This window comes from Solirubrobacter soli DSM 22325 (assembly GCF_000423665.1).
GTDB classification, from domain to species: Bacteria; Actinomycetota; Thermoleophilia; order Solirubrobacterales; family Solirubrobacteraceae; genus Solirubrobacter; species Solirubrobacter soli.
This window is the reverse complement of the sequence record NZ_AUIK01000008.1, coordinates 578264-591024: the sequence shown is the minus strand read 5'-3', so window position 1 is coordinate 591024 and position 12761 is coordinate 578264. Positions and strand designations below refer to the sequence as shown.

Below are 12761 nucleotides of genomic sequence, written 5' to 3'. Positions count from 1 at the left end.
GCGGTGGTCCCCATCGGCAGGTCGAAGTTGCGGCAGGGTGCGGAGGGCGTGATCGCCTCGTCGACGCGGGCGCCCTGGATCTGTGTGAAGTACAGCGCTGGGTTGTGGTGGGCGGAGTAGATGTCGCGCGCCCACGCAGCTCCGCCGTCCACGGGGTCGCAGGCGTTCGGCATCGACTGTTCGTAGTCGCGCCAGCTGCGCCCGGTCGCCGTGAGCTGGGAGAAGAGGTTCTCGACGTGCTGGTGGCAGTGGTCGGGCAGGTCGTTGTTGGCCTCGCACGCGGTGTATTGCCCGGAGAGCATGGCGATGTACTGGCCCAGCGAGCTGGACTTCACGAAGGAGTGCGTGTCCGTGAGCCACGCACCTTGAGCCTTCACGGTGCCGGAGAGAAACGGGGCGTGCGCGGGCGGGATCTGCTCATAGCTCGTGTTCTCCCCGACGATCACAAACGCGTGACCGAAGCGGGGAATCGCGGCCGAGCTGGGCGAGGCCCGCAGCCCCGAGGAGGCGACGACGACCACGGCGGTCAACAGGAACAGCGGGCGATGACGGCAATGCGGCATGGCTCACCGCCGCCAGATTCCGGTGAAGGCGTGTGCGCGGGCGGCGTGCGCGAGATGGTGGGTTACGCCGAAACCGTCTTCAAGGGTGCGCAGCAGGCTGTAGTGGTCGAACTTCGCAGCGTTGCGGCTCGGCTTGACCTGTGGCCCCAGCAGCGCGCCGCCGACGTGCAGCGGATCTGCGTCGGAACCCTCGTCCCAGACCACGACGATCAGGCCATCGGAACCGAACGCCGGCGATGACTGGATCTTGGGGACCTCGCGCGCCAAGAAGTTGTCGAACTGATGGACGGCGTTGTGCGTGCCGCACCGATCGTGCCCGTTCTCGCAGTCGTTGGGGATGAGCATGTTCAACCGCGCAACCGTGCCCGCGAGCAGTGCGGCATCGAACACGCTCATATCGTTCGGGCCTGTGGTCCCGGTCGGGAGTACCTTCTCGCGGCATTCGGGCGAGGGAATCGCGTCCTCGGAGCTGTGATTGGCTTGAATGTCGTCGAAGTACAGAGCCGGGCTGTGGTGAGACACGAACAGGTTGCGTGACCAGGTCGAGCCGTGGTCGAACATGTCACACGCGTTGGCTGCCGACTCGGTCCACTCCTGCCAGGGGATGCTGCGCTCGTCGAGTTGGTGGAACAGGTTGTCCACCTTCTGATGACAGGCAACCTGGCCGGGCACGTCGCCGTTGGTGAACGAGAAGTCGTTGTTGCGCTCGCACTTCACGAACTGGCCCGAGACCATGGCCGCATAGTCGCCTAGCGATCCATCGGTCAGCCCGTGGTAGTTCGTCAGCCACGCGCCATTGGGGATCATGGTGCCCGTCAGAAACGGCGCGTTGCGCTGCGAGACCTGACGGAAGCTCGTGTTCTCTCCCACAATCAAGAACACGTGCCCGAACGGCGGAACCCCGTCACCACCCGCCGCGTGAGCCGGCGGCGCTGAGGCGATACCGACGGCTAGCAGCGCGACCACGATCCGGACACTGCGGATGCGCATCCAACGAGGCTAGGATCACGAACCTGACCTGCTCCTGAACGCGTCAGGACGCCCCGACCTCGGGCGCGAAACCGACGCTCAAGTCGGCTCCACGCCACCGTAATGCTGGCGCCCCGCGCGTATCGAGAACACAACGACGCGCTCGAGCGATGTCGACACGCACCCGCCCGCCGCTCCCTCGCGGCAAAAGCGAGAGTGGTGCTTGTCGACGATCTCGAGATCGTCGGGGAGCCGGCCGACCATCTCGAGCTCGCTGCGCCCTTCAGGCGACAGCAGCAGTCGCGGATAACCTTGCGTGATGCGGGCACGTGACGAGCCCTTCGACATGGCGCACCACATTGCTAAGTCCGCAGGGGTGCCCTTTCACCTCACAGCAACCGCCACGCTGATCGCGTGCAGCGAGGCCTCGGTCTTCCTCGAAGCATGCCGGACCGAGCGCGTCAAGATCCTGGGAACCGAGGGCTTCGACCTAGTTGGCGACGGCCGTCGTCCCGATATGGAGGCCATCCTCGATCTATCAAGTATCGAGGACGCGAATCGCTCGGTGGACGAGGCGCAGGCCTTCGTTGCGGAGGTCTGCCGGGACGGTCTGATGTTCGAGTTTCAGTTGGCGAGCAGCTAGGCCGCTCGCTGCCGCGTTGAGGCAAAGGGAGCAGCGACGACGACACCGGCAGAGTGGTGTTTCTCGACGAAAGCGTGCATCTTGCTTACGGTTGCGATCTGGCCGTGCGTGATCAGCGTGCGCTCTGCCGACGCTGACGCTGCGCGCGACGCACGGGGGCGGGGCCGCACATTCGTTTGTCCCTAGGCGCTCTTCAGCGGGCTTAGGCAGTATGGAACCCACCGCTCACCCGCAGCAGCCGCGGACGCGGACGCGCTTACCAAAGCCGAGGCGGCTTACGCACTCGGCGTCAGCGTTGACTTCTTCGAGGAGCACGTGATGCACGAGCTGCGCATCGTGCGTCGCGGCCGCCGCCGCCTGATCCCGGTGGCCGAGCTCACAAATTGGCTCGACAAGAGCGCCGAGCGGACTCTCGGTCGATGACGGGCACAACGCTGCCGGACATGACGGGCATCGAAGTCCGACACGCCCGGCGCTGCAACGTGCAGCACGGCGGACCGTGTGACTGCACCCCCTCGTACCGCGCATCGGTGTGGAGCGCGCGTGACAAGCGCAAGATCCAGCGGACATTCACTTCGCCGCGGGCGGCCAGGACGTGGCGCGACGACGCCAGGACGGATCTACGGCGGGGGGTCCTCCGGGTGCCGAGACCGACGACAGTCCGGGAGGTGGGAGACCGATGGATCCGCGACGCGAAGGCTGGGACCGTCCGTAATCGCTCGGGCGACCTGTACAAGCCCTCGGTATTGCGCGGCTACGAGCAGGCGCTGCGTGATCGCATCTACCCCGACCTCGGCGGAGCGAAGGTAAGCGAGATCACGCGCCAGGACGTCCAAGCGGTCGTAGACGACCTGGACGAGTCGGGCCTCAGCGCCTCGACGGTCCGCAACGCCCTGCTTCCGCTGCACGCGATCTGCCGGCGCGCACTCGCACGCGGCCAGATCACAACCAATCCGACCACGGGGCTTGAACTGCGCGCCGTCCGGTCGTCCCGTGACCGTGTCGCCGATCCGGTCGAGGCGGCCGCACTGATCGCCGCCCTGGACGTTGACCGCGCGTTGTGGGCGACGGCGATGTACGCCGGGCTTCGGCGGGGGGAGCTGCGCGCTCTTCGCTGGTCCGACGTCGATCTCGACAAAGGTGTCATCCACGTCCGGCGCGGCTGGGACGCCGTCGAGGGAGAGCTCGACCCGAAGTCGCGTGCCGGAGTCCGGAAAGTCCCGATCGCCGCGGCTCTCCGCGGCCACCTGGTCGAAGCCCACGGAGATGGTTCTGCGTTCGCGTTCGGCATCGCTCCCGGGCGGCCGTTCGAGCCAGGCGCCGTCGCCGAACGCGCCACCAAGGCATGGGAGCGGGCGGCGCTGAGCCGGATCACGCTCCACGAATGCCGGCACACGTTCGCGAGCCTGATGATCGCTGCCGGCGTCAATGCCAAGGCTCTCCAGGTGTTCATGGGCCACGCCTCGGTCAGCATCACGCTCGACCGCTATGGCCATCTGTTCCCCGGCTCTGAGCAAGCGGCTGGCGTCCTCCTCGATCAGTACCTTGAACGCATGCAGGGCAACCCGGCTTCTCCAGCGGACCCCGATCGCGGGGAAACTGTGGGGAAGTCTTGACCCTCGCGGAGCGGTCTTGAACGGCGCCGAGCGGTATCACGCACGATGATCGAACATCCCTCTAACCCTCTGAAAAGCCCTGGTGGGGCCTTGGTTCTCGCGAAGCGGAGCGGCGCAGGAATCGAACCTACCCACCGGCGGGCTACGCCGGCTCACCGGTTTTGAAGACCGGCTGGGGCACCAGCCCCGGCCGCTCCATGCGACGGCCACGATACGGACCCAAGAACGGGACAAGGTCGCGCCAAGGACCCTGAGGAAGAGTGCCGCGGCATGGAGCCCATCCGCGACATCGCCGACCTGGCCCAGCGACGGGGGGCCGCCGAGGCCGCCGCCGAGGGTGCCGCGCTCTTCTACGCCTTCGGGAACTTCTGTGCGTTGGCGGCGAGGCCGGATCTCCAGAGCTTGGAGGCGATGAACCGGCTCAAGGGGCGGCCGTTGCATCAGGTGGGCAGCGTCACGACGACGCCGGAGCGGTCGGCCAAGGTCTTCGACTGGGACCAGGTGCACGTGCCGTGGAGCTCGCTGGTGGCGGTGATGAGCGATCTGAACGCGCTCGGGCCGATCGGGTTCCGCGGGCCGGCGGCGGCTCACATCCCGGACCACCTGACGCAGCTGGACTCCGACGTCCGGACGGTGCAGCTGATCACGCCCGGGGACATCTGCCCGAGCAACGCGCTGGTGGGCGACATCCTCGACCTGATCGGCGAGGACATCCTCTACATCACGTCGGCGAACACGTCGAGCAGCGTCACCGGGCAGATCGAGGCCGCGCACTTCGAGATCAAGGAGATCCAGAAGGAGTTCGGGCACCGGGATGACGTGGTGCTGATCGGGCACCGGAACGAGCGGGCGAACCGGCGCCGCTATCCGCGCCACCGCGCGTGCAGCACGTCGATCATCTCCTTCCACGAGGGCGAGCTGGTGCTCGAGCGGCTCGGGTCGCTCGACGCGCTGACGATCCTCGAGGTCGCGAACCGCCACGGGCTCAGCCTGAGCCTGGGCGAGCAGGCCGCGACCCCGGTCCCGGAGCGAAAGGCCGCGCGGCCCTCGCTGCCGCGCCCGCGCCGCGCGACCCGTGAGACGCGGCGCGCCGCGAAGCGGACACTCCGAATTCACGCGTAAAGCACGCTCGCTTCACATCCCGGCGCCACGCCGGTCATAGCGTCGCCGCCCTCCCTACCGAAAGGACGACGCATGACCCGATTCGTGCGCGCCGGGGTGGCGATGGGCCTTGTGCTCTCGCTCCTCGCCGCGGTTGCCGTGCGGGCGCAGAACGGCGCCCCGCAAGGCTCTTCCTTCGATCCGCAGAGCAACCGCTTCACGGTCGCGGTGATCCCGGACACGCAGTACCTGTTCGACGACGACCGCGGCGACTCGGAGCCGGTCACGGCCGCGCTGAAGTGGATGGTCGCCAACCGTTCAAGCGAGAACATCGCCTTCGCGGCCGGCCTCGGCGACGTCACCCAGGACGGGCTGCAGAACGAGGTCGACCGCGCGGACCAAGCGTTCAAGATCCTCGACCGCGCGAAGCTGCCCTACAGCGTCCTCGCCGGCAACCACGACATCAACTCGGGCCAGGACGACACCCGCCCGCCGTCGCCGTACTCGCGGGCCTTCGGGCCGGACCGCTACGCGAACGACCCGACGTTCATCGGCGCCTCCGCCAACGGCTACAACAGCGCGCACAAGTTCACGGCCGCCGGCCGGCAGTGGCTGGTCCTCGCGCTCGATTGGCGCACGAGCGCCGCCGGGTTCGCCTGGGCGCAGTCGATCCTCGACGCCAACAAGACGGTCCCGACGATCGTCACCACCCACGAGACGCTGTCGAGCAACGCCGCCGGCACCGCCTCCCTCACGAGCTACGGCAACACGCTCTGGACCAACCTGATCAAGCGCAACGACCAGATCATCCTCAGCCTCTCCGGCCACAACTGGCCCGTCGGCCGCACCACGCTCAAGAACGACTTCGGCCACGACGTCTACCTGAACCTGGCGGACTACCAGGACATGTACTACGGCGGCGCGGGCATGATCCGCACCTACGCCTTCGACATCGACCGCAACACGATCGACGTCAGCACCTTCTCGCCGTGGGTCATCGGCCAGAAGGAGGCCGACCGCAACGCCTACGAGCGCCAGATGCTCGAAAGGACCGACGCGGCCAGCCGCTTCTCCCTGACCGTCGACTTCAAGGCCCTCGCCCAGCGCCTGGATCCGAAGCCCGCGCCCGCCGACGTCGCCACCGACGCGCTGAAGGTCCCGGGCACCGTCGCCCTCTGGCGTCCGCAAGGCACCGGCGCGGTCACCAAGCTCGACGACCTCTCCGGCAACGGCAACGACCTGACGCCCACGACCCTCACGGGCTCGACCGGCGACCAGACGCAGGTGACCGTCGACGACGACCACGGCGACGACCAGCCGAGCGCGAAGAGCCTCAAGTTCACGGCCAACAAGAGCCAGCGCCGCGGGACGTACTTCCAGACCGCCGCCAACGCGCCCATCAACACGAAGACCTTCATGGACGGCTACACGATCGAGGCCTTCGTCAAGCTCCCCGCGAGCTGCTGCAACAGCAACGCCTGGATGGGCATCCTCGGCCAGCAGGGAACCGGCCGCGACATCGGCCGCACCCAGAGCGACCCCGACGAGGGCGTCGTCGAGCTCGCGCTGTCCGGCGGCGCGGAGCTCCAGTGGGCGGTCTGGCCGACCAACCGTCCCGACAACACCACCGCCTGGGGCCACCTGATGGCCACGGACCGCTGGACGCACGTCGCCGTCGTCAACGACGGCCGCTTCAGCGACCTCTACATCGACGGCTCGCTGATGGGCCGCAACCCGCTCTCGCCGGCGATCGGCCTCGGCAGCACCGGCAAGCCGTGGCTGCTCGGCGCGATCGACTACGCCAACGTCGTCGAGCAGACGTTCAACGGCCTGATGGGCGACGTCCGGATCGTCGACCACGCGCTGCAGCCGAGCCAGTTCATGAACGCGGCGCGCAAGCCGCAGACCCCGGTCGCGACCCGCGCCGAGCTGGTCGACCACAACGTCGACGTCACCGTCGACGCGCCCACCGTCAAGGCGCAGCTCGTCGAGCCGCACACGGGCGACCGCTTCGACCTCGGCGAGCAGCCGGTCTCGGGCGGCAAGGCCCGCTTCGCGATCAGCGACCTCATCTACCACGCGATCGGCGACGGCGCCCGCGTGGAGACCCAGTACGGCTCGCTGCACCTGCGCGCCAACGGCAAGGCGGTCGACCCGACGCTGACGGACTCCGAGCCCGGCACGACCGGCGGCACCGTCCCCGCCACGCTCGCGCTGACCCTCTCCGGGAACGCGAGCTTCGGCGCCTTCACCCCTGGCGTCGACAAGGAGTACACGGCGCAGGCGACCGCGAACGTCGTCTCCACCGCCGGTGACGCGGCGCTCGCCTTCAGCGCCCCGGGCCACCTGGCCAACGGCGCGTTCGAGCTGCCCGAGCCGCTCCAGGTGACGCTGAGCAGGTCCACCTGGACCGCGCCCGCGGCCAACGACCCGGTCACGATCGCGTTCAAGCAGCGCGTCAAGGCGACCGACGCGCTGCGCACCGGCGCCTACGCGAGGACGTTGACCTTCACGCTCTCGACGACGACGCCGTAACCGCTACTGGACGAGCTCGCGCTCCGGCTGCTCAGCCGCGGGCGCGGGCTCGCCCTCGCCGGAGGCCTTGGAACGGCGACGCCGTGGGCCCTTGACCTTCATCTCCTGGGCGAGGAAGTAGGAGCCGATCACGAACACGGCGGCGGCGACCTGCGCGCCGATGGTCTCGACGGTCGGGTAGATGCCGAGCCACAGGCCCGGCCAGTACGGGAGCGAGACGTCGATCGGCGTGATCGGGAGCCAGCCCGTCCCCTGCATCGTGCGGGCGGTCTGGCCGACCATCACCACGAGCACGAAGCCGATGAAGACGCCGGTGACGATCAGCATCTTCTTGTAGGGCAGCTTGCGCTGGAAGTAGAACGTGATCGCGCCGACGCCGAGGGTCAGCGCGAGGCCGAGGCTCGCACCTTCGACCACGGCCGCGGTGCCGGCGCTCAGCTGCAGCGACTGCAGGAAGAGCACGGTCTCGAAGCCCTCGCGGTACACGCTGGTCAGGCCGAGCACGAACATGCCGATCGCCTGCGCGGAGATGAACCCGGTCTTCTCGAGCTTCTCGTAGCGCTTGCGCTGACGGTGGAACTTGCCGATCCACTCCGACCAGTAGACCTTGTGGAAGAACCAGTTCGTGATCAGCAGCAGCACGGCGATCGCGATCAGGCCGACCACCGCCTCGAGCTTCTCGCCGTAGCGCTCGAGCGAGCGCAGGATCGTCTGCGCCAGCACCCAGGTGATCAGGGAGACGCCCAGGCCGGCGAGCGCGCCGACGAAGACCGGGCGCCGCAGCCGGCGGCGCAACCCGACCATCGAGGCGGTGATCGCGGCCAGGATCAGGACGGCCTCGAGACCCTCGCGGAAGACGATGATCGCCGAGTTGGTGACGACCGTGGCCTTGTTGGCGGAGTCGCCGAGGGTGGCGGCGGCGTCGGCGAGCTTGGTGTCGAGCGCCAGACGGGTCTCGCGGATCGCGCGGCGCGGTGCCCGCTTGGCGATCTGCGTCGCCAGGCCGTCCTGACCGTGCGCGCCGAACCAGATCAGGCCTTCGATGTCGAGCGCCAGCCCCGGGTCGAACGAGCGCAGCCGCCGTTCGGGCCCGAACTCGAAGAACGCGTACATCTCCAGCCGCGCCTGCTCGGCCTGGCGGTACTGCCCGGCGCCGGCGGCGGCCTCCATGCGGTCGAGGGTGAGCCCGATCAGGTCGTAGTCGGACTCGTCGGTCTTCTCGGTCCACGGCTTCGGCATCGCCGCGCGCAGCTGCGCGTCGACCTTGTCGGTGACCGCCTGGACCTGCTCCGGCTTCGGGACGTCCGCCTTCTGCTTGTTGGCGATCTCGACGAGCCGCCCGAGCTCCGTCAGCCCGTCGTTGGCGGCCTTGGTGCGGGCCTCGTCGCGCTTGGCGAGCTGGTCGCGCAGGTCGGCGAACGCACCCACCGCACCGGTGCGGAACGCGACCGCCTCGGTGATCTCGAAGTCCTTGGTGACGTTGGTGCCCTTGACGCCGCGGCCGTACTCGACCGGCACCAGCGAGAGGAACTGCAGCAGCTGCTGGGCGCGCCGCGCGGCTTCCTCGGGGGTGAACGGGGCGGCGGTGAAGCCTTCGAGCGCCTTGTCGGCCGCGTCGAGCGCGGGCGCGAGGTCGGCCGCCTCCGGGAGCGCGTCGAAGGCGGCGCTGGCCCGCTGCTCGGCGGCGGCGCCGCGGTCCTCGGCGTAGCGGGGCGCGAGGATCGCGAAGTAGCCCGCGGCCTGGGCGGCGGCCTCGGACTGGCGAGCCGGGAAGTCGTTCTTGATGCCGTCGCGGGCGTCGCGCAGCAGCTCGCGCAGTCGCGCCTGGTAGGCGTCCAGCAGGTCCTTCTCGACCGCCTGCTCGGCGGCCTTCGGCGAGAGCTTGCCGCGCTGCAGCTGGTCGAGCGCGAGCGTCGCGTGCGCGCCCGGGCGCGTGAAACGGGTGGCGGTGCGGTACTCGCGCAGCAGGATCCAGCGCTTCGCGGTGGCCGCGTCGCCGCGCGCGGTCGCCTCGGTGATGACCGCGTAGGCGCCGCGGAACAGGCCGGCGCGGGTGGCGCCGCGGGCGCCGGCGAGCGCGGTCTGGTCGTCGTCGGAGACCGCCCGCTCGGCGGCTTCGAGGCCGGCCGCGACCGCCTTGTCGGCGTCCGGGTCGGCGGCGCGGAGCGTCTCGCGCAGGTCGCCGCTGTAGGCCTTGCGCGCGCGGTCGACGTCCTTCGCCGCAGCGTCCTGCGCGTCGAGCACGAGCTCGGTCTGGGCGTCGAACAGCCCGTCGGTGACGCGGCCCGCGTCCTTCCACGGCGCGTCGGCGGCGTGCGCCGTCGCGCCGGGAAGAAGGAAGGCAGCGGCGGCCGCAAGCGTGACGACGCGGCCGAGCATCAGTCCTCCAGCTTGAGTCCGAGCTGGCCCGCCGCCTGCGAGACCTGGCCGGCGATCGCCTCGGCGTTGCGCTGGGCCTCGGTGCCGAGCGTGTCGGCGTCGGAGGCGGTGAACTTCTTCCCGCCCTCCTCCTCGGTCAGCAGCCGGCCCGCGAACTGGTGCAGCTTCTCGAGGTCGGTCTTGGTCTGCAGCGCCTGGTCGGAGTTGACCTTCTCGACGCTCGGCTGGATCGAGTCGTAGATCAGGACGATGCCGCCGAGGATGTCGCGGATGTCCTGCAGGCGCGAGGTGGCGACGAAGCCCTTCTCCTCGGCCTTGCCGCCGGCGATGAAGCGCGAGTTCTTCCAGGCGGAGAAGTACTCGGACATGGTCGGCGTCATCACGACCACGGCCGTGTAGGCGTCCTCGAGCGTCGGCTGCCACTCCTTGGCCTTGGTGTCGAGCTCCTTCGCGTACTTGACGAAGTCGGTCGCGGCGGCGAGCAGGAAGTCGGCGTCCGGGAGCGCCTCGGGGAACTCGACCTTGCCGTTGCCGTCGAGGTCTGCCGTCACGCCCTTGGCCTGGAACTTCGGCTCGGTGCCGAAGACCGAGGTCTCGATCAGGGCGAAGAAGTTGCCCGGCTGCTTGAACTCCTTGCCGGCCTTCGTGGTCAGGCTGAACGGCACGGCGTTCTCGGGGTCCGAGCCGTCGGCGCCGGCGTCGATGATCACGTCGTAGTCCGCGAGCGACGGGACGCCGGCGACGACGCCCTCCATCTCCTCGTAGGCCGGGTTGGCCTGGATGTGGGCGCCCTGAAGCTCCTTGATCGCCGTCTGGACTTCCTCGCGGTTGTCCTCGAGCATCTTCGCGTAGTCGAAGTCCGCCGCCTCGGCGAGGTTGTAGTACTCCTGCGCGTCGCGCTGGAGCAGCTCCGTGGACGTCACGAGCCGGTCGGTGTGCTCGAGCAGGTAGTCCTTGATCGGGGTGAGATCGACGTCCGCTTGAGCGGCCGGCGTCGCCTTGGGCGTGGTCTCGTTCTTGTCGTCGTCCGAGCCGCCGCAGCCCACGAGGGCGAGGCAGCCGACGACCAGCAGAGTGAAGAAGCGGCGCATGACTCCAGAGCGTTGGTTAGGGCGCCCAAACTCGTTAGGCGGGCCTAATTCCTAGCACAGAAGTCGGAAAAGCGCCTCCTCGCGTTCGCGGCTCATCTTCCCTGGACGATGCTCGGAACGCCACTCATCCAGCTCGTCCTCACCGCCGCTTTCCAGCCATCTTGCGATGTCGTCGACGGTCTCCTGGACGGGGCGGGTGCGCAGGCCGGCGGCCTGGGCCTTGGCGGTGTCGATCGCCCACGTTCCCTCGTAGCGCTCCGGGAGCCAGAGCGGCAGCTCGATCCACGGCTCGACGCCGGCCTGTTCGAGCTTGTCGTCGTCGATCCAGCGCAGCTCGGCGTCGCCGGCGGCGCGCAACAGCTCCTCCATCGTGGTCTGGCCGATCGGGGCGGTGCCGTTGAAGGCGCCGCTGGTGTGCGTCTCCGCGAGGTGCAGGAGGAAGGCGGCGAGGTCGCGCGCGTCGATGATCTGCAGCGGGCGGTCCGGGCGGCCGGGCGCGGGGACCGCTCCACCCTCGCGGATACGCCTCACCCACCAGGGGAGGCGGAAGACGTTGTCGTGCGGGCCGACGATCAGCCCGGCGCGGACCACCGCGCCGTCGCGTGCGAGCACGTGGCGCTCGGCCGCCGCCTTGTCCGGGCCGTAGCCCTCGCCGTCCTGCCAGGTGGGGGAGTCCTCGTCGACGGGCTTGTCAGGCCAGTCGGGGTAGGCGTTGCAGCTGGAGACGAAGACGTAGTGGCCGACGTCCAGGGCGCTCGACGCGGCCACGTGCGCCGGGTCGTAGCCGGAGGTGTCGATCGCGGCGTCCCAGCTGCCGCCCGCGAGCGGTGTCACGTCGGCGCGGTCGCCCGCGATGTGCTGGACGCCGTCGGGACCGGTGCCGTGCTTGCCGCGCGTGAAGATCGTCACGTCGTGGCCGCGCGCGAGCGCGGCGTCGACGACGTGGCGGCCGAGGAAGACCGTTCCGCCGAGAATGAGCAACCGCATGGTTGCCTATGGTAGCCCGTGCTCGAGCGCGCCCTTGACCGAGGCGTCGAGCGCGTTCAAGCGGTACAGCGCGAGGGCTTCGGCGCTCCCGAACCTCCCGCCGGGCGCGTTCTGGGCGCCGTGGTGGGTGAGAACGCAGTGCGCGAGCGCGAGCCGCCGGTCGTCCGGGAGGTCGTAGCGGTCGAGGATCTGCTGGCCGAGCACGATGTGGCCGAGGAGCCGGCCTTCGTCGGTCAGGCCGATCTCGGCGCCGTACGTGAACTCGCGCGTCTTGCCGATGTCGTGCACGAGCGCCGCCGTGACGAGCAGGTCCGGGTTCAGACGCGGATGCAGCTGGGCGCATTCGAGCGCGAGCGTGCCGACGGCGACGGTGTGCTCGAGCAGGCCGCCGAGGTAGGCGTGGTGGCCCTGGCGGGTGCAGGGGGCGCGGCGCAACGCCGCCCTCAGCGCCGTGTCGCTGAGCAGGTTCTGCAGCAGCTGCGCATACGCCGGGTCGTGGACCTCGCGCGCCAGATGCTCCAGGAAGCCTTCGAGCTCCTCGACGTTGCGGTACGCGACCGGCAGGAATGCCGCGGGGTCCGCCTGCTCGGCTTTGGCGATGTTGCGCACATCGAGCTGCAGCTCGTCGCGGAAGCGCTCCACCCGCCCGGCGACGCGGACGAGGTCGCCGCGCTCGAAGCGCCCCGAGAGCACGTCGGCGTCCTTGAACGCCCGCGCCTGGATCGCGCCCGTCCGGTCGCGCAGCTCGAGCGCCAGGTACGGGGTCCCCGACCGCGCGGTGAGGCGGTCCTTGCGCGAGCAGGCGAAGACGGCGTCGACGGCGTCCCCCGCGCGCAATCCGGCGATCGTGACCTCGGCTGAGGACATCCCGTCCATG

General features: G+C 69.4%; 10 protein-coding genes, 1 tRNA gene and 1 pseudogene. 4 read left to right on the top strand and 8 right to left on the bottom strand.

Translation table 11 applies throughout. The features are described 5' to 3' along the window. The 3 genes and pseudogenes from G569_RS0107010 to G569_RS62280 all read right to left on the bottom strand — a co-directional run. A pseudogene (locus G569_RS0107010) lies at positions 1-563 on the bottom strand (hypothetical protein); the annotation flags it as partial. A 3-nt stretch (positions 564-566) separates the two neighbouring features. After that, positions 567-1553, bottom strand: coding sequence for an alkaline phosphatase family protein (locus G569_RS0107005; RefSeq protein WP_028062887.1), 987 nt, complete (start codon positions 1551-1553; stop codon positions 567-569). Between the two features lie 78 nt (positions 1554-1631). Further along, positions 1632-1880: a hypothetical protein gene (locus G569_RS62280; protein WP_157591858.1), complete on the bottom strand. Its 249-nt coding sequence runs from the start codon at positions 1878-1880 to the stop codon at positions 1632-1634. Between G569_RS62280 and G569_RS0106995 the strand changes: the two genes are divergently transcribed. Together G569_RS0106995 and G569_RS57430 are read left to right on the top strand one after the other, a co-directional pair. Then, complete coding sequence (locus tag G569_RS0106995) at positions 1879-2175, top strand: hypothetical protein (protein ID WP_157591857.1); 297 nt, start codon at positions 1879-1881, stop codon at positions 2173-2175. The two genes, G569_RS62280 and G569_RS0106995, sit on opposite strands and share 2 nt — an antisense overlap. A 668-nt stretch (positions 2176-2843) precedes the next feature. Beyond that, positions 2844-3791, top strand: a complete 948-nt coding sequence (locus G569_RS57430; RefSeq protein WP_169542086.1) for a tyrosine-type recombinase/integrase — start codon at positions 2844-2846, stop codon at positions 3789-3791. 104 nt (positions 3792-3895) lie between these two features. Here G569_RS57430 and G569_RS62275 read toward each other — a convergent pair. Continuing rightward, positions 3896-3988: transfer RNA gene (locus G569_RS62275), tRNA-Sec, on the bottom strand. A 73-nt stretch (positions 3989-4061) separates the two neighbouring features. Between G569_RS62275 and G569_RS46240 the strand changes: the two genes are divergently transcribed. Beyond that, complete coding sequence (locus tag G569_RS46240; protein WP_053225979.1) at positions 4062-4913, top strand: hypothetical protein; 852 nt, start codon at positions 4062-4064, stop codon at positions 4911-4913. 72 nt (positions 4914-4985) lie between these two features. Next, positions 4986-7427, top strand: a complete 2442-nt coding sequence (locus G569_RS46235; RefSeq protein WP_053225978.1) for a laminin G domain-containing metallophosphoesterase family protein — start codon at positions 4986-4988, stop codon at positions 7425-7427. A 3-nt stretch (positions 7428-7430) separates the two neighbouring features. Here G569_RS46235 and G569_RS46230 read toward each other — a convergent pair whose 3' ends face one another. The 4 genes from G569_RS46230 to G569_RS0106960 are packed head-to-tail and all read right to left on the bottom strand — an operon-like array spanning position 7431 to position 12751. After that, positions 7431-9806: an FTR1 family iron permease gene (locus G569_RS46230; RefSeq protein ID WP_053225977.1), complete on the bottom strand. Its 2376-nt coding sequence runs from the start codon at positions 9804-9806 to the stop codon at positions 7431-7433. Further along, positions 9806-10897: an imelysin family protein gene (locus G569_RS0106970; protein WP_028062884.1), complete on the bottom strand. Its 1092-nt coding sequence runs from the start codon at positions 10895-10897 to the stop codon at positions 9806-9808. Before G569_RS0106970 ends, G569_RS46230 begins: the two co-directional genes overlap by 1 nt. 51 nt (positions 10898-10948) lie before the next feature. Beyond that, positions 10949-11884, bottom strand: coding sequence for an NAD-dependent epimerase/dehydratase family protein (locus tag G569_RS46225; protein WP_037494879.1), 936 nt, complete (start codon positions 11882-11884; stop codon positions 10949-10951). A 6-nt stretch (positions 11885-11890) separates the two neighbouring features. Further along, on the bottom strand, positions 11891-12751 hold the full coding sequence (locus tag G569_RS0106960; protein WP_028062883.1) for a 3'-5' exoribonuclease YhaM family protein: 861 nt from the start codon (positions 12749-12751) through the stop codon (positions 11891-11893). Between the last annotated feature and the right edge of the window lie 10 nt (positions 12752-12761).

Bases quoted from the DNA above. Each gene is read 5' to 3' on its own strand.
- G569_RS46230 (WP_053225977.1), bottom strand. From the start codon at position 9,806: ATGCTCGGCCGCGTCGTCACGCTTGCGGCCGCCGCTGCCTTCCTTCTT.
- G569_RS0106960 (WP_028062883.1), bottom strand. From the start codon at position 12,751: ATGTCCTCAGCCGAGGTCACGATCGCCGGATTGCGCGCGGGGGACGCC.
- G569_RS46225 (WP_037494879.1), bottom strand. From the start codon at position 11,884: ATGCGGTTGCTCATTCTCGGCGGAACGGTCTTCCTCGGCCGCCACGTC.
- G569_RS46235 (WP_053225978.1), top strand. From the start codon at position 4,986: ATGACCCGATTCGTGCGCGCCGGGGTGGCGATGGGCCTTGTGCTCTCG.
- G569_RS0106995 (WP_157591857.1), top strand. From the start codon at position 1,879: ATGGCGCACCACATTGCTAAGTCCGCAGGGGTGCCCTTTCACCTCACA.
- G569_RS0107005 (WP_028062887.1), bottom strand. From the start codon at position 1,553: ATGCGCATCCGCAGTGTCCGGATCGTGGTCGCGCTGCTAGCCGTCGGT.
- G569_RS0106970 (WP_028062884.1), bottom strand. From the start codon at position 10,897: ATGCGCCGCTTCTTCACTCTGCTGGTCGTCGGCTGCCTCGCCCTCGTG.
- G569_RS62280 (WP_157591858.1), bottom strand. From the start codon at position 1,880: ATGTCGAAGGGCTCGTCACGTGCCCGCATCACGCAAGGTTATCCGCGA.
- G569_RS46240 (WP_053225979.1), top strand. From the start codon at position 4,062: ATGGAGCCCATCCGCGACATCGCCGACCTGGCCCAGCGACGGGGGGCC.